The sequence below is a fragment of the Bradyrhizobium iriomotense genome (assembly GCF_018129405.1).
Taxonomy (GTDB): Bacteria; Pseudomonadota; Alphaproteobacteria; order Rhizobiales; family Xanthobacteraceae; genus Bradyrhizobium; species Bradyrhizobium iriomotense_B.
This window is the reverse complement of the sequence record NZ_JAFCLP010000033.1, coordinates 26,826-42,625: the sequence shown is the minus strand read 5'-3', so window position 1 is coordinate 42,625 and position 15,800 is coordinate 26,826. Positions and strand designations below refer to the sequence as shown.

The 15,800-nt window shown below is 60.0% G+C and carries 16 protein-coding genes; 10 read left to right on the top strand and 6 right to left on the bottom strand.

The annotated features are described in order from the left end of the window. Nucleotides 1-114 precede the first annotated feature (114 nt). A complete protein-coding gene (locus JQ592_RS36590) occupies nt 115-1,197 on the top strand; it encodes an acyltransferase family protein (protein ID WP_283816234.1) in 1,083 nt (360 codons plus the stop codon). A 12-nt stretch (nt 1,198-1,209) separates the two neighbouring features. Here the strand turns inward: JQ592_RS36590 and JQ592_RS36585 are convergent, their stop codons facing one another. Further along, the gene (locus JQ592_RS36585; RefSeq protein ID WP_211407560.1) at nt 1,210-1,575 is read right to left on the bottom strand and encodes a VanZ family protein; all 366 of its coding nucleotides are present in this window, start codon (nt 1,573-1,575) and stop codon (nt 1,210-1,212) included. A gap of 1,134 nt (nt 1,576-2,709) precedes the next feature. On the opposite strand from JQ592_RS36585, the gene JQ592_RS36580 reads away from it, so the two are divergent. Together JQ592_RS36580 and JQ592_RS36575 are read left to right on the top strand one after the other, a co-directional pair. After that, a complete protein-coding gene (locus tag JQ592_RS36580; protein WP_211407559.1) occupies nt 2,710-2,865 on the top strand; it encodes a hypothetical protein in 156 nt (51 codons plus the stop codon). Between the two features lie 441 nt (nt 2,866-3,306). After that, nucleotides 3,307-3,573, top strand: coding sequence for a hypothetical protein (locus tag JQ592_RS36575; protein WP_211407558.1), 267 nt, complete (start codon nt 3,307-3,309; stop codon nt 3,571-3,573). Nucleotides 3,574-4,060: 487 nt separating this feature from the next. On the opposite strand, the gene rfbB is transcribed toward JQ592_RS36575, so the two are convergent. Next, nucleotides 4,061-5,125 (bottom strand): dTDP-glucose 4,6-dehydratase, encoded by a 1,065-nt coding sequence (gene rfbB, locus JQ592_RS36570; RefSeq protein WP_211407557.1) that lies wholly within the window; start codon nt 5,123-5,125, stop codon nt 4,061-4,063. 13 nt (nt 5,126-5,138) lie between these two features. After that, complete coding sequence (gene rfbA, locus JQ592_RS36565; RefSeq protein WP_211407578.1) at nt 5,139-6,026, bottom strand: glucose-1-phosphate thymidylyltransferase RfbA; 888 nt, start codon at nt 6,024-6,026, stop codon at nt 5,139-5,141. An 87-nt stretch (nt 6,027-6,113) separates the two neighbouring features. On the opposite strand from rfbA, the gene rfbC reads away from it, so the two are divergent. The 3 genes from rfbC (at nt 6,114) to JQ592_RS36550 (ending at nt 8,102) form a co-directional block, all read left to right on the top strand. Further along, on the top strand, nt 6,114-6,668 hold the full coding sequence (gene rfbC / locus JQ592_RS36560) for a dTDP-4-dehydrorhamnose 3,5-epimerase (protein WP_211407556.1): 555 nt from the start codon (nt 6,114-6,116) through the stop codon (nt 6,666-6,668). A 1-nt stretch (nt 6,669) separates the two neighbouring features. After that, the gene (gene rfbD, locus JQ592_RS36555) at nt 6,670-7,566 is read left to right on the top strand and encodes a dTDP-4-dehydrorhamnose reductase (RefSeq protein ID WP_211407555.1); all 897 of its coding nucleotides are present in this window, start codon (nt 6,670-6,672) and stop codon (nt 7,564-7,566) included. 113 nt (nt 7,567-7,679) lie between these two features. Further along, nucleotides 7,680-8,102, top strand: coding sequence for a hypothetical protein (locus tag JQ592_RS36550; protein ID WP_211407554.1), 423 nt, complete (start codon nt 7,680-7,682; stop codon nt 8,100-8,102). Nucleotides 8,103-8,120: 18 nt separating this feature from the next. Here the strand turns inward: JQ592_RS36550 and JQ592_RS36545 are convergent, their stop codons facing one another. Next, nucleotides 8,121-8,855, bottom strand: a complete 735-nt coding sequence (locus JQ592_RS36545; RefSeq protein ID WP_211407553.1) for a metallophosphoesterase family protein — start codon at nt 8,853-8,855, stop codon at nt 8,121-8,123. A gap of 167 nt (nt 8,856-9,022) precedes the next feature. Continuing rightward, entirely contained in the window at nt 9,023-9,301 is a 279-nt protein-coding gene (locus JQ592_RS36540) for a hypothetical protein (protein ID WP_211407552.1), read from the bottom strand. A gap of 342 nt (nt 9,302-9,643) precedes the next feature. Between JQ592_RS36540 and JQ592_RS36535 the strand changes: the two genes are divergently transcribed. Further along, nucleotides 9,644-11,068: an undecaprenyl-phosphate glucose phosphotransferase gene (locus tag JQ592_RS36535; RefSeq protein WP_246820996.1), complete on the top strand. Its 1,425-nt coding sequence runs from the start codon at nt 9,644-9,646 to the stop codon at nt 11,066-11,068. 236 nt (nt 11,069-11,304) lie between these two features. Here JQ592_RS36535 and JQ592_RS36530 read toward each other — a convergent pair whose 3' ends face one another. Beyond that, a complete protein-coding gene (locus JQ592_RS36530) occupies nt 11,305-12,675 on the bottom strand; it encodes a cellulase family glycosylhydrolase (protein WP_211407551.1) in 1,371 nt (456 codons plus the stop codon). A 33-nt stretch (nt 12,676-12,708) separates the two neighbouring features. Between JQ592_RS36530 and JQ592_RS36525 the strand changes: the two genes are divergently transcribed. The 3 genes from JQ592_RS36525 (at nt 12,709) to JQ592_RS36515 (ending at nt 15,748) form a co-directional block, all read left to right on the top strand. Beyond that, complete coding sequence (locus tag JQ592_RS36525) at nt 12,709-13,920, top strand: glycosyltransferase family 4 protein (protein WP_211407550.1); 1,212 nt, start codon at nt 12,709-12,711, stop codon at nt 13,918-13,920. Next, the gene (locus JQ592_RS36520; RefSeq protein ID WP_211407549.1) at nt 13,917-14,654 is read left to right on the top strand and encodes a class I SAM-dependent methyltransferase; all 738 of its coding nucleotides are present in this window, start codon (nt 13,917-13,919) and stop codon (nt 14,652-14,654) included. The genes JQ592_RS36525 and JQ592_RS36520 overlap by 4 nt, the downstream gene beginning before the upstream one ends. Before the next feature lie 269 nt (nt 14,655-14,923). Beyond that, a complete protein-coding gene (locus tag JQ592_RS36515; protein WP_246820994.1) occupies nt 14,924-15,748 on the top strand; it encodes a glycosyltransferase family 4 protein in 825 nt (274 codons plus the stop codon). Nucleotides 15,749-15,800: the final 52 nt, after the last annotated feature.

The window sequence follows — 15,800 nt, the reverse complement described above, 5'->3', positions numbered from 1 at the left end:
GCCGCTTTGCTGTCCACTGCGCGGGACACCGTGGCCAAGGTTTACTCTTGGCTGATTCTCAATTTCCAATATATTGCGAATGTTATTTACGTGTTTCCGAATAGCGTGTGAGCAATGATACCTCGGGGAACCCGGCACTATCCGATTCTTGATGCTTATCGCGCTATCGCATCCTTTGCCGTGCTGCTTTATCATATTGCCGGATCCCTTCAGATCGCGGGCATGGCAAGTCACGCGTATGTTGCCGTTGACTTTTTCTTCCTGCTGAGCGGCTTTGTCATCGATCGTGCATACGGCGCGCGCTTGGAAGATCCGTCGTTCAAGCTGGAATTTCTGCTGCTGCGTTTCGTCCGCCTTTGGCCGATGATCGTTCTGGGCACCTTTGTCGGCGCAGTTGTTTCGACTGGCAGCCTCCTGAGGGGGCATGCGCTGGACCTGAGCCAGATGGCCGTGGTGCTGGCGTTCGGTTTGCTCCTTTTGCCCTTTGGTCGAATGCCCCTGACCGCATCCATCTTTCCGTTCGATGGGCCGCTTTGGTCTCTCTTCTATGAAGTGGTGGCAAATGCCGCATACTGTTTCGCGTTTCGGTGGCTGCGCATACCGGTGCTTTCGATCCTTGTGGTTCTCTTCGCGGTCGGTCTGGTCGTGGTTTCGCTCGAACAGGGCGATCTCGAATTGGGTGCAAGAACCGGAGAAATCGCCGCAGGTTTTCTCCGTGTCGGCTTTTCATTTTTCGCCGGTGTCTTCATGTCGAGGATCGGAACGGCGTCAACCGTCAGCGGTACGACGGCCATCACCTCCGTCGCGGTCTTGATTGGTGTGCTGTTCGCACCTCTTCCCCAGCATCCGGTCTATGATGTTGCATGTATTCTTGTCATATTCCCGCTCTTGATATGGGGGAGCGCCGGGACAGCCGTGCCGCCGGGCTGGAGGCGGGCCTGCAGTTTCGTTGGCGAGCTTTCCTATCCGCTGTACGCGGTGCACTACCCGATCACGCGCGTCTTCTTCTATTTTCAGGACACTCTCGCCCTTGGCAGAACGGCACTCGCCTTTTCGATCGTTCTGGAGGTGATCACCTGCCTCGGCGCTGCGTATGTTGCGACGAAATTTGTCGATCAGCCCGTGCGTGATCGGCTCGGCTCATGGGTCGAGCGCATGCGTTCGCCTCGCGTGGCTCCGCTGACCGGCAGGACCTAGCCCGCGCAGGCACTAGGACGGCGGCCTCGGCAGGAAAGCCAGAATCGTCTGGGCGAGAATGACGCCGAAGGCGCCGCCGGCGGCTTTTTGCAGCACATCGATAAGACGGGGATCACGGTCGGGCGTCATCGCCTGGAAAACCTCGAGCGCGACGGCGACGGCAATCACGAAAGCGCAGGCCAGCCTGATGCGGCCCGGCAGCAGGAAAGAGAGAAGAAAGCCCAGCAGGCCGTAGGCGCTGAATCGCTCGATGACCACCACCCAATAGGCTTGAGCGTGTCCGACGAGCGCCGGCCTGCCGGCAAGCTTGACGAGCGTGGCGTAGACGATGAGTGCAAGGCAGATGGCAGCAACTGCAATGAGATGGTTTTGACGCATTGGCAGCATCATAGTCATTCGATCGGAGCAACGCTTCCGAAAGCCGGGAATATCGTTAAGGTTCCGAACGGAGGTTGGGCCACCCGTAGATATATTCCAACGGTGCCGCGTGTTTGAACCGCCGTTCAAACGGCGTGCGTGGCTCTTGGTTTTGCCGAAGGCGCCGCATCGATAGTGCTCGTATGCCCGAAACCTGCGTCGACGCAATCGCGCCGCCGCTCCGGCCTGGGCAAGATCAGGCCCGGTGCCCTCAACCCTTCTTCGTACCCTTCGATTTCAATGACAGGCCGAGCCTCAGGGCCATGCGTTTGATAGCGTCGGGCGAACGCCCTAGCACTCTCGCCGCCTCTTCCAGCGAAGTCGAAGACTTCGCCAACTCCATGAGCCGGCGGTCCTCCTTGAACGACCAGGGCTTGCGCGCCATAACCGAAATGATCCTCTCGTTGAAATAACGACAAAGCCGCCAAGCGGACCATGTTCGCTCGACGGCCTTGCTTGGGTGGGCCGGGCCTTGGGGGAGCCCGGTGCGTAGATGGATAAGCGATGGGAGGGACTTCGCAACAAACAACGCGAATTAAGCTAACCGCTCAACCTTACCGGCATGAATCGATGCGCGTCCGCTCCGTATAACCACGGGCATTTTTCATCAGCCGAGATCGATCCGCGCGCATCTCCGATGTTGGTCGAGGATGTTCTGCCACCAAGTGCTGCCTCGACGTCCGGCCCGAACGTTCATTGGATGACGGATGCGCCGTGCAGGCCATGTGTCATTGTCCAGACCAGATCCACTCGGGGTCCGCAGAGATCGCTTCGGTGCACAACGCGACTGGCAGCGATGGCGGCAAGGATGGACGGCGGTCTCGGCACCGTGGCGGTCGGCGCCGCGCAAAATTTGGAATCGTTCTGCGCACGCCGCGCGTCAAACCCGTGACCATCAACACGAGCGAATCACGATCGATCCCACAACCAATGTAATCGTCACAACACGATTTGGGATCGGGCAGTTGCGGCGCGGGCACACGGCGCCGATTGCGACGAGCAGCATTGCGCTACCCTCAGGTGAATCGTCACGAGATCGTCCAATTCGCCCGGCTATGATTGCGCCACCAACAACGGACCGTTCAGAAGACCGAGATGCTTCAGAAAGCGCGCGCGGCGTTCCCTCTCACCAAGCTGAGAGAACGAGTATTCGAAGGTGCGTTTTTCAGCGTCGCGCTGATCGCGATGGCAGGCTGGGTCTATTTCATCACGCTGTTGCTGGTGAGACTGTTTCTCTGGTTCTTCGGCTGATGCAGGCGAAACGATTAGTTCGCGTGCATCGTGCTGCCAAAAAAACACCCCGCTCTGACGACAAAATCAGCGACGCCCATCATGATGTCGACACAACTCGAAGCTGAGAATGCTGCGTCGCGAAGACAACACGCTCGGCAACTGAAAGAAATCAGAATGATGGTGGCTGCGATCCTGCTCTCGATTCTCGCGGGCTTTGCTGGAGGCTATGCGACGCGCGCGTGGCGATCGCGCAGGCGCAGGGTGCGTCATCCGCTCTACCAGCCTTACGATCCGGCGCTGTCGCCACAGAGTGCATCTCCGGCGAGAGGATGGCGTGCATTCTGAGGAAATGCAACCTTGAACGATCGATGGTGTGGCTGGTCCCTTGTCATTCCGCTGGCGAAAGCGCGGGACTGTGGCAGCTTCGCCACCGCCGTCTCGGCATGATTGGGGGCTGCCATGACTAGGCCGACGAACAACGCTCACCGGCGATATTTTGTCGATGCGGCAGGCCGGCGTGTTCTGATCGGCCTGACGTGCGAGGAAACATTCGAATTCGAGCGGCTCGACAGCAAGCTGGTGCTGGATCCGGCGGATGGCCAGGCCGCGCCCGACGGCCGCGAAATCTGGTCCGCCGCCGGCGAGCGGCGCTGGCTGGAGCTCTACGAGAAGCACGAGGGCGCCTGGAAGACTTGGAAAGTGCAACACGCACCGACCAATCCATGATCCGATCGCACGCGAAGTCGCGCGGCGCTTGATCATTGGGCGCCCGCGCAAGTCGATATTGGTGGCCGGCAGTCCTATCGAGCCGAGAGCCTAGAGCATGATCCGGAAAAGTGCGAAGCGGTTTTCCGGAAAGATCATGCGTAAACAACAACCTAAAGCGCGATGACGATTCATCCAAATCTCATCGCGCTTTAGGCGCAGTCAATCCTGACCAGGTGGCGCTGGGAATAGCTTTGCAAGGCGATCTACACCCATTCCGCGTTCCCCCGCATCGAGAACGCGCCGGGCGATGACGTGCCGAAATTTCCATCCAGGTCCTTCGAATTGATCCGCTGCCCAAATCTGGGGCTTCGGGCGCCCGTCGAGGCCGCGGATCCACACGAAGTAGTACTGGTCCATTTTCTCGTGCAGCTTTCGCGTCAAAGGCGGATGATCCGCCGATGTCCTGCACGTCGGCATGACCCTTCGCAACAGGACATCAATGCGATTAGCCCAGACCGATGCGCTTTTGCTGATAGCCGCGACCGAGAATGTTCTCCCACCACATCCGATTGTCGACGAACCACTGGACGGTCTTGGCCAGCCCACTCTCGAAATTCTCGTCCGCGCGCCAACCAAGCTGATTCTCGAGCTTCGAGGCGTCGATCGCATAGCGACGATCGTGCCCTGGGCGGTCAGGGACGAACGCAATCAGATCCCGCCGAGAACCTGCGCCGGACGGCGTAATTTCATCCAGCAGATCGCAGATGCCTTCCACGACATGCAGGTTGCTGCGTTCGTTTCGTCCACCGACATTGTATGTTTCGCCGACCACGCCTCGCTCGAGCACGAGTGCCAGCGCCTTGGCATGATCCTCTACATAGAGCCAGTCCCGAATATTCTGCCCGTCGCCATAAACCGGCAACGCCTCTTCGGCGAGCCCCTTGATGATCATGTGGGGAATGAGCTTTTCGGGGAAGTGATACGGCCCGTAATTATTCGAGCAGTTCGTTATCATCGTCGGCAGTTCGTAGGTCTCGCGCCAGGCGCGGACCAGATGGTCGGACGAGGCTTTGCTCGCCGAGTAGGGCGAGTTGGGTGCGTAGGCGGTCGTCTCCGTGAAGTAACCGTCCTTGCCGAGCGAACCGAACACCTCGTCGGTCGATATGTGAAGAAAGCGGAACCGCGAACGGCGATCCGGTGACAGGCCTTTCCAATACCGCAAGGCTTCCTGCAGCAGCGTGAACGTGCCCACGATGTTGGTCTGAATGAATTCTCCGGGCCCGTCGATCGAGCGATCGACGTGGCTTTCGGCTGCCAAATTCATGACCGCGACGGGTTGGTACCGTTCGAACAGCTTCCTCAGCGATGGCGCTTCGCAAATGCACTGCTTCTCGAACGCATAGCGCGGATTTCCGGCGGCGTTGGGGAGCGACTCGAGATTTGCCGCGTAAGTGAGCTTGTCGATGTTGACGACGCGCGCGTGCGTATCCCGAAGAAGATGACGGACGACTGCCGAGCCGATGAAACCGGCGCCGCCCGTGACGAAGATCGTGGAGCCTTCAAAACGCATGAGTCGTCCTATCTCAATTCAGACCGTGAGCGGCGAAGGAGCGAGCCACCGATTGCAGATACTGGCCGTAGCTGCTCTTGGCGGTCTTCTCGGCAACCTTCGTGAAGGATTCCAGGGAAATGTAGCCGCGCCGCAACGCGATTTCTTCGGGGCACGCAATGCGCAGCCCCTGTCGCTGTTCCAGGATCTGAACGAAGTGGCTGGCTTCGACCAGGGAGGCGTGCGTTCCAGTGTCGAGCCAGGCAAATCCGCGCCCAAGCACCTCGACGAACAGGTCGCCGCTGTCGAGATATGCGTTGTTCACGTCGGTGATCTCGATCTCTCCGCGCGCGGAAGGCTTGATCTTCGCGGCGATGTCGAGCACGCGATTGTCGTAGAAATAGAGACCGGTCACGGCCACATTCGACTTCGGGTGCGCGGGCTTCTCTTCGATCGATCGAGCGCGCCCGTCGGCGCCGAGCTCGACCACGCCATATTGTTCGGGCGTGTTGACCACGTATCCGAAGATCGTGGCGCCGCTCTTGCGTGCCGCGGCCTTGGCGAGCATCTCGGGAAGTCCGTGTCCGTAGAAGATATTGTCTCCCAGAACGAGCGCGACCGAATCCTCTCCTACAAACTCGCGGCCCACGATGAAAGCGTCGGCGAGCCCGCGCGGAGTTTCCTGCGAAGCATAGGAAAACTTGACGCCGATTTCTGTTCCGTCGCCAAGCAACCGCTGAAACAGCGGCTTGTCCTGCGGCGTAGAGATGATGAGAATGTCGCGGATTCCAGCGAGCATCAGGGCCGATAGCGGATAATAGATCATCGGTTTGTCAAAAACCGGAAGCAGTTGTTTCGACACCACGGTCGTGACGGGATAAAGGCGCGAACCTGTTCCGCCAGCGAGTATTATTCCCTTCATCGGACCTCTCTGGTTTGCTAGCGAGAAAATATCAGATAGAGTGCGCTGCACAAGATTATTGTCAGTGCGAAAGCTGAAGTCCTGCGAATGAACGTTCTCACGACACATCTACCCGAAGTTCTGATCGTCGAACCGAAGCTGTTCGGTGATCAACGTGGCTTCTTCCTGGAGTCCTATCAATTCGAGCGATACGTGCAGAACGGCATTACGCGGCCGTTCGTCCAGGACAATCTTTCGCGCTCGCGTTTCGGGGTGCTGCGTGGCTTGCATCTGCAAAATCCCGTGACGCAGGGCAAGCTTGTCACTGTGCTTCGAGGTCGTGTTCTGGATGTTGCAGTCGATGTCCGAGTGGGTAGCCCAAACTTTGGGCGGCATGTTGCTGTTGAACTGAGCGAAGACAATCGCAGGCAATTGTGGGTTCCTCGTGGCTTCGCCCACGGTTTTGCCGTTCTCTCCGAGACGGCCGATTTCTTCTACAAATGCGACGAGTACTACAGTCCGAAGGATGAAATCTCCGTGCGCTGGAACGATCCGGCCATCGGCATCGACTGGGGTGTCGCAGATCCGTCACTTTCGCCCAAGGATGCCGAGGCGCCGCTGTTGGCGGACGTGAAGGGTCTCCCCCGTTATGGGGAGGTCTGACATGAAGATCCTTCTGACCGGCGCTGCGGGACAAGTCGGGGGCGCGCTGCTCCAGTTGCTCCAGGGCCGCGCGAACGTCGTTGCGCCGACGCGCGAGACGTTCGACCTGTCGCAACCGGCGGGCCTCGCTGAAAAGCTGGACTCGATTGTGCCGGATCTGATCATCAATCCGGCGGCTTATACGGCGGTCGATCGCGCGGAAGACGAGCGCGAGGCGGCATTTCGGGTCAACGCTGAATCACCTGGGGTCATCGCCCAATGGGCTGCGCGCCGTCGCGTCCCGCTGGTGCACTTCTCGACCGACTACGTCTTCGACGGCTCCGGCGATCGTCCGTGGCGCGAGGACAGCTCTCCGCGTCCTCTCTCGGTGTATGGCGAAAGCAAGCTCGCTGGCGATCAGGCGATTGCCGAGGCGGGCGGACCTCATCTGATCGCGCGCACATCGTGGGTCTATGCCGCGACGGGAGCGAATTTTCTCAAGACGATCGTGCGGCTGGCAGGAGAACGGGAACAGCTGAGGATTGTCGCCGATCAGATTGGTGCGCCCACAAGTGCGGGTGCGATCGCACGCGCGATGATTGCGATGCTGCAACCAGCGGGCGAGGATGTTGCTGCAATGTTCGGCAGAGGGGGTGGGATCGTCAACCTGGTTTGCGCCGGCGAAACGAGTTGGCACGGTTTTGCGACCGCGATCGTTTCCGGGCTGCAGTCTCGCGGGGCCACATTCGCCGTGAAGCAGATCGTTCCGATCGCTTCGAGTGAATTTCCCGTCAAGGCCAAGCGACCGTTCAATTCGCGCCTGGACCTGTCGCGTCTGCGAGAACGGTTCGATATTGTTATGCCGACCTGGCAGGAGGCGCTTGATCGCGAACTGGACGTTCTCAAGGCAAAAGTGTGACTGCCTTTCTCCGCCGCCATCCCGCGACGGGGCGCAACGATCCGGGGCTTCAATGTTTGTTAACCATCCCGGAGCCATTTTCTGGTTTGGCGCTTCAAACCGGAAATGCACGCATGTTCCAGCTCTTCCTGCGGGCCCGCACCCATAACTTCCTGAAAGATCGCTTCGGGGGAGAGCAGACGTTCCGGGCGCGCTCGCCCGAGCGGGACGCCGAAACCGATCGCAAGCGCATCGAAGCCATTATGAGTGCGATCGAGGATGCGCTCCACGCGGCGGAGCGGGAGCAGTCGGGCCTGAACCGCCGGGTGGAAGACGTGCTGGCGCGCGCGGCCGTGACCATCGGCAACGGCGACGACGAATATCTCGAGCGCGAGGCGCTCGACAACCATCACCAGGATCTGTTCGACAAGGAAATCCTGAACGGCCAGCGCCGGCTCAAGGAGCTCGGTACTTCGATTGCTCATTTCAAGTTCCTGAAGGCGGCGATGCTGAGCCGCTTTCCGGAATACAAGCCTCCGGCAAGCTCCACCAATTAGAGTGCCGGGCGTAGGCCGCTAGATCGCGAGCATGCTGTTGCCCTGGATGGACAGCAGCGTCAGATTTCCGGTGGCATAGGCGCCGGTATCGATGTTGGCGCGGTTCTCCAGCAGCTCGGCCTGCTTGACCGGCGTGTGGCCGTGCACGACGTACTTGCCGAACCGCCGCTTGCTCTGGAGGAATTCGTCCCTGATCCACAACAGATCGGACTCGCGCTGTTCGGAGAGCGGAATGCCCGGGCGCACCCCGGCATGGACGAAGAAGAAATCGCCGCATGTGAATGTCGGCCGCAGCTGGCGCAGGAATGCGATATGCTCCGGCGGCATCGCGGATGTGAGCTCGCGCACGAGATCGGACTGTTCGTCCTTGCTGAGGCCGGGCGCCGCCGACACGCCGTAGGACATCATGGTCTGGAGCCCGCCGAACTGAAACCATTCGGTGGTGCGCGAGGGGTCCTCCAGCACCGAGGTGAAATAGGCCTCGTGATTGCCCTTGAGAAACACCGTGTTGCGGCGGCGGCTGCGCCTGATCAGGAGGTCGAGCGTGTGGCGCGAATCCGGCCCGCGGTCGATGTAGTCGCCGAGGAAGACCTCGATGGCGCGATAGGGCCGGCTGTTCGCCATGTCCGCGTCAATGACGGCAAACATCTGCTCAAGCAGATGCGCGCAGCCGTGGATGTCGCTCATCGCATAGATGCGCACGCCATTGGGTAGCTTCGGCCGGGGCGAATTTTTGGGCACGGTCGTGGGCATGGGGTGCAACTCTTTCAGAGAGCTTCGCCCGGGATGTCAATATCCTATCGACCAAAACGCGGCGCCACGAGCCGCTTTTTTCTGCCTTCCGCGCATAAGGTTGATTTGTGCGGCTGACCGATATCCCGCCGCTTGGCGAGCCGTCGATCCCCAGCGCGTCCAGCCGACTAGCCGAAGCTCCGGCCGTCGAACGAAGGCGCGGCCTTGCCGCGATAGGCGGATGCTCGCACGCGGACCACAGCCGCGCCGCAGAAATAGCCAAGCTGGAGCACCGCCGCAAAAACAAGAATCGTGACAACGGTGTGAGCCGAATCATGTCCTTGCCAGGTCAAGCCGGCACCGAGGATCGCGGCACCGACAACGATAACGGGAGGCAGGATGAAGATTCGAAATCGGCCTCCCAGCAACGATCCGATCAACAGGCTAAAAATGGCAACCGTACTCACGACACAACTCCCAGAAATTGGTCACGAGTGTTAATGGCCGCGAGCTAATAACGGATTAAGCGGCATGGTTGAACAGCCGTTCAAATGCTCGCGACATGTTGCGCTTAAATGACGCGATTTGACGGAAATCGTGGCGTGATGCCCGCATAATTGTCACGTGTGTGACAGTAGTTTGAGCATTCTCTTGCAGCGGCGCTGCGTTGCAGAAAAATCGGTTTGATTTTTTCGGTGCACTGCCGCAATGTCGCTTTGTTTAGTTAAGATATACTTCGGCGCACGTCGAAAATTTTGGATCGAATGCTCGCATGCATTGCGAGAGCGTGACGAGGCAGCGAGGTTCGGATGGCTGTAGCAACTTACGGTTCGGAAAACTATTATTCGGGTATATCGAACCGACGTGGTGCCCTCCAGAGACCCCTCCAGGTGGCCTTGATCGCCGGTGACTTCGTCGCGGTGCTGCTGAGCTATTTCGCAGCGAGCGGGTTGTATCGCGCGCTCGTGGTCGAGCAGGATTCATCCGTCGGAGCCGGTCTCGTCGTCGCTGCGGTGTTTGTGATGATCGCCTACTTCCAGGGCGTCTACGATCACCATCGCCTGCTGAACACGATGTGGCAGCTGCGCAAGAGCCTGGCGGTCTGGGTGATCTCGCTGACCATTCTCGCCGTCGAGGCGTTCTTGCTCAAATCGTCTGCGGATCTGTCGCGCGGAACCACGCTGCTCTTCGCCGCGACCGGCGGCATTGCCCTGGGCGGACTGCGCGTGTTGTGGCGCGTGGGTCTCACCTCGAGCTATGCCAAGGGCCGTCTCGTCGACCGGAAGGTCGTGCTGCTCAGCCTCAAGCCGCTCGATTTCACGTCGACCCGCTTCAAGGATCTGCGCAAGCACGGCTTCAACGTCGTGCGGCATTTCGTGCTCGAGCCGTCCGAGGAGGGCGCAGGCTGGGATCGCGAGATCCGCGACATCATCCGTCAGGCCCGGACGGCCGACGTGGAAGAATATCTCCTGGTGATCGACTGGGACGAGATGCCGCTTCTCCAGAAGCTGAGTCAGCACCTGCGCGTTGTTCCCCAGCCGATCCGCCTTTTGCCGGATTTTCCGATCGCCGATCTGGTCTCGCGTCCGTTCCAGCCCGTCAGCGGCACGGTCGCGATCGAGATCCAGCGCGCGCCGCTCAGCGTGTTCGAGCAGGCGCAGAAGCGCTGCCTCGACATCGGCATTGCCTCGTTCGCGCTTTTGTTGCTGGCGCCGCTGCTGGTGACGGCCGCGATCATGATCAAGCTCGATTCCAAGGGCACGGTGATCTTCAAGCAGTTCCGGCGCGGCTTCAACGGCAAGCAGTTCGAGATCTGGAAGTTCCGCTCGATGACCGTGGCGGAGAACGGTCATGTCGTTACGCAGGCGACCAGAAGCGATGCGCGGGTCACCCGTGTCGGCCGCGTGCTGCGGCGGACCAGCATCGACGAGCTGCCGCAGCTCTGGAACGTTCTGCGCGGCGAGATGTCCCTGGTCGGACCGCGCCCGCATGCGCTCGCGCATGACAATTATTACGATCCGATGATCAGCAACTACGTCTACCGCCATCATATGAAGCCGGGCCTGACGGGTTGGGCCCAGGTCAATGGATTTCGCGGAGAAACGCCGACGATCGATCTGATGGAAAAGCGCGTCGAGTACGATGTCTGGTACGTCAGCAACTGGAGCATCTGGCTCGACATCAAGATCATCTTCAAGACGGCCCTGGCCTTGATCCATCAGGAAGCGTACTGACGGCACGCCTGTATGCGCCGGCCAGCGGCCGGCGAAGGGCCGCTGCCGCCCTTGACATGATGTTCGTGCCAACGATCGCCGAACATGCGTCCTGTCGCAACCAGCCGGTGTCGCCCCGCAACGTGGTTTGTCGTGGGGGCTGCAATCGCGCTTCGTTATCGTAGAAGCCTGTTCTCCCGAACGTGCCGAGCGTGGCGCGGCACGATAGCTCCGGCGGAAAATCTGCCCCGGGGGAATCAGCGATCGAATGTGGCCTTCAGCTCGAAGGGGGCTTTCGTCGGCAGGTTGATGACGACGGGAGTGGGCCCCAGCCGTATCGTATTCGATTTCGCCCCTTGCTGGCACAATGGCGCGAACTCCGCTTCTGTGCCGTTGGGAAATTCGAACGTCGCCGAAGAGTTGTCTTGCGAGGTCCAGGCGATCAGCTGTTTTCCTGCGGATGTCGTTGTCTCGATCACGAACAAACCGGGGAAGGGTTGCTCAAGCCTCATCTGGCCCGCGCCCTTGATGACACGAATGGCCTCGCGGGCCGCGCATGCAGCAGGCTTTGGTGCGAAGGCGTAGTCATACAGGCCGAAATTGTCTTCGAGAGCGGCCGGATCCTGACCTTGATCCTTCATTTGGTAGATCCAGGCGCCTTTCATCCAGGGTGTGGCTGCCGTCCAGAACAGGAATTGCGCGATATTGTTCGCCGCCATTTGCGTGGAAATCGAGCAGGTCTTCGACGTCGTCGGCCAGCCGACCTCTGTGACAAAGATGGGGACGTTCGATCCGGCCGCGTCCAGCAACTTCCGCAAGGTGCTCACCTGGCGTATTGCAGCCTCGGCGGTCCGGTTGGACACCTCGCGCTCGCAATGATTGTAGAGGTGAACAGACAAGCCGCTGGCACCTTCCAGCGCTCCGGACCGCACGAGTGCCATGGTCCACTTCCAGTCCGGATCCATTCCGACCGCCCCGACCAGCACCGTCGCCTGAGGCGCCACGCTGCGTATTCTGGCAACTGCCTCCTTCGCGAGGGCAGAGTAATTGGCCGCCGCGCGCGGATCGCTCGGATCGCCTTCACCGACCAGGAAAGGGCGCCCCAGCACGGCGTTCATATTCCATTCGTTCCAGATCTCGTAGATCGGGTTACGCTTGGAGGTCGCCACAACGGCTTTCGCCGCAAAGTCGGCGAAACTCTTTCGGCCGACATCGGTCAGCGGAGGCTGGCCGTCAGGAACGAGCGGATTTGGGTGACCCAGGATGAGTAATGGCCTTGCCTGGGTCTGGTCGAGAAAAGAAAACAGCTTGGCTGGCTCTCGGGCAATTGGTGTTGTCCCACCGCCAACCGCAGGCGCGGCCTGAAACAGGCTCCAGGCGAGATCGTCCCTGACTGAATCGAAGGCATCGGAACGCAACACCTGCGCAGACTTTTGAGGAGAATAGCCATATTCTCCCCCTATCCCGAAGTGCACGCCAAGACCGATGATCGGCCGCTCGGCCCGCTCGGGCAACGGCTGCTTGCCAACCCAGAAGGATGTCGTTTGATTGGCAGCATAGATTTTGCTGAAGAGCAGACCTGCTGCGATGAATGCAACCGCCAACCCAATTTTCGCAGCTCGGACCATCTTCGCCTCTATTGTGTCAGGTAACGAACGTACATGCGGATTCTCTTCGTCTCAGCCTTCTTTCCGCCCTTTGTCCAAGGTGGAGCCGAAATTTCCGCGCGCAATCTGGCGGCGTGGCTCCATGCGAACGGCCATGAGGTCGCCGTCCTGACCACAGCGCCGACGCCCGCGGATGAGGTGAGGGGGGCGATCGTTGACGGTCTCAAAGTCTGGCGCTTTCATATGCCTCGGCCGTACACCGTGTTTGAAGCGGCTCAGAAAGGCGGTTTACAGAAATCCGTCTGGCATCTTCAAGACCATTTTGATCCTCGTAACGAACGGATCATGCGTCAGGTGCTCGACGAGTTTAGCCCCGATCTGGTCAGTATCCACGTCCTGCAAGGCCTCGGCTGGAATGCCCTTCGCGCGATCGGTGCGAGGAACATCCCGGTCGTCGTCACGCTGCACGATCTCAGCCTTGCTTGCGTGAGGATGGCAATGTTCAGGGACGGCCGGGAATGCGAAAGTCTATGCGCACCGTGCGCGTTTTCGTCCAGAGCGAAACTCGCGTTCCTCCGCTCCGTTCCACGGCTGGGGTTCGTGTCGCCTTCGCTCGCCATTCTTCGCCGTTTGTCGGCGCTTCAGCCGCTCCAGGGCTGGGCCCAGGCCCATATCCTCAATCCCAACAAATCGCCCACCCCGACGGTCGAGAGAAACGCGTCGAAGACCGTCCGTTTCCTGTATGTCGGTCGACTGCATGAATCCAAAGGATTGTACGTTCTGCTCGAGGCCATCGAGCCGCTCGCGGCGCGCCATGATTTCAAGCTGACGCTGGTGGGGACCGGCCCTAGCGAGGACGATCTCAAGCGGCGCTTTGGCCATCATCGCTGGGTCGAATTCACCGGGCATGTTTCGGTCCAGGACGTCACCGACCGGATGATGCAAAGCGACCTCCTTCTCGTGCCGTCCGTATGGTTCGAAAACTCGCCCGGCGTGATCATCGAAGCTCTCGGGCGCGGCCTTCCCGTCATGGGAAGCAACGCGGGCGGAATACCGGAGCTCGTCATACACGAGAAAAACGGTGTCCTTGTGGAGGCCGGCGATGTAAGAGCCTGGAGCGCGGCGATAGAGGGAATACTTGATCATCCGGAGCGTCTCGACGCCTACAAGGACAGCGCCGACGCAGCCATGCAAGAATTCGATCAGGATAGTCTGGGGCGGCGCGTTGTTGCCTTCTACGAAAAAGTGAGGACGCAACCGGCATGAATTCCCACTCGACTGAGCAGCCGGTGGCCGGCGCAACAAGCAGGTACAGGCAGGACGACTACGCGGTCGACAATCCGGACTGGCATGAGGACGACGCGCCGTGGAAGGCTGCGCATATCCGGACGATCCTGGAGCGTAATCATATCGAGTGGAGCACGCTTGCCGACATAGGCTGCGGGACGGGTGCGATCGTCGGAATCCTGTCCAGGCATTATCCGCAATCGAGAATGGAAGGATTTGAGGTCTCGCCCTATGCTCACGACCTGTCGCGCAAACGGGCGTCCGAAAACCTGAGCTTCAGCATGGAGAATGCTTTCCAAAGCGGGAAGCAGTTCGACGTGACCATGGCAATCGACGTGGTGGAGCACGTGGAAAATCCGTTTGAATTCCTCAGGGCGATGCGGACCATGTCGCGTTGGCAGGTCATCCATGTTCCACTCGACATGAATGCGCTTGCGGTCGGGCGCGGTTGGGTGTTGCCAGAAGCCCGTCGCGCGTTGGGACATATCCATTATTTCTCCCGGGACAGCGCGTTGTCGATGATTGCGGAATCCGGCCTGGAGACGATTGACAGCTTCTATACGGCCTGGGCGATCGACCAGTCGTACAAGACCTGGAAGAAGCGGCTGGCCGCATGGCCACGGCGATTGGCGTTTCGTGCCGCTCCCGACGCCACGGTTCGACTCGTGGGCGGATGGTCCCTCATGGTTCTCAGCCGTTCGAACCCGACATAAGCCGCCGAAGTCGTTGAAGCATGGCTGATGTCTTCCTCAATGGTCGGTTCCTCTCGCAGTCCCTGAGCGGTGTTCAGCGGTTTGCCGCGGAAATCGTCAAGGCAATCGATCAATTGATCGATCGGCAGCAACTGCCTGCCGGGCTGAGCGACGCACGCTGGACCCTGCTGGTGCCTTCGAATGCCGAGGAACGTCTTGCGCTGAAGCACATCCGCATTGAAAGGGTCGGAACGCGAACGGGACACGCCTGGGACCAGATCGATCTCGCAATGGCGGCGCGGAGCGGTACGCTCATCAGCCTCGCCAATTCCGGGCCCGTGCTCCATCGCCGGCATCATATCGTAATCCATGATGCGCAGGTGTTTCGTCATCCCGAGTTCTTCAGCCGCAGCTATGCGTCCTTCCATCGCGGCCTTGGATGGCTTTATGCGAGGACCGCGAACCTCATCACCGTGTCGAAGTTCTCCCGGAGCGAGCTCTCGGCTGTGCTCGGTGTCCCGCCGGATGCCATTACGGTCTGCTCGAACAGCGCGGAACATCTGGCGGGAGTCAAACCGGCCCCTTCGATCCTCGAGCGGTTCGAGCTCGGTCAGGGCAAGTATTTCCTGGCGATCGGGTCGACGAAAAAGAACAAGAACATCCGGCTCGCAACGGACGCAATCAAGTCGATCCCGGCAACCCATCGGCTCGTGATCGTCGGCGGGCAGGATGAACGCGTCTTCCGGCACTCCGGTCCGATCGCCGATGAGCGCGTGGTGCGTGTCGGGCAGATCTCCGATGAGGCGATCGCCGCACTGTACCAGCACGCGGCGGCATTGATCTTCCCAAGCTTCTACGAGGGCTTCGGCGTGCCTCCGCTCGAGGCGATGCTATTCGGCTGCCCGGTGATCGCGTCGGATATCGCCGTGCTGCGCGAAATTTGCGGTGATGCGGCCGAATATTGCAGCCCAACCGATGCAGGCCAATTGTCGCGTCTGATGCTCGATCGGATCGAGAAGGGACCGCTGTCTGCTGCCGAGCAACAACGTCAGGCTGGCCGGCTGGCACAATATACCTGGACCTCCTCGGCTCTCGCGTTGCTGAACTCGATATAGCCGCGTCTCATGCCACGGGCAGGCGGCGAGCAGCCCGACGCAGCAACCGCGA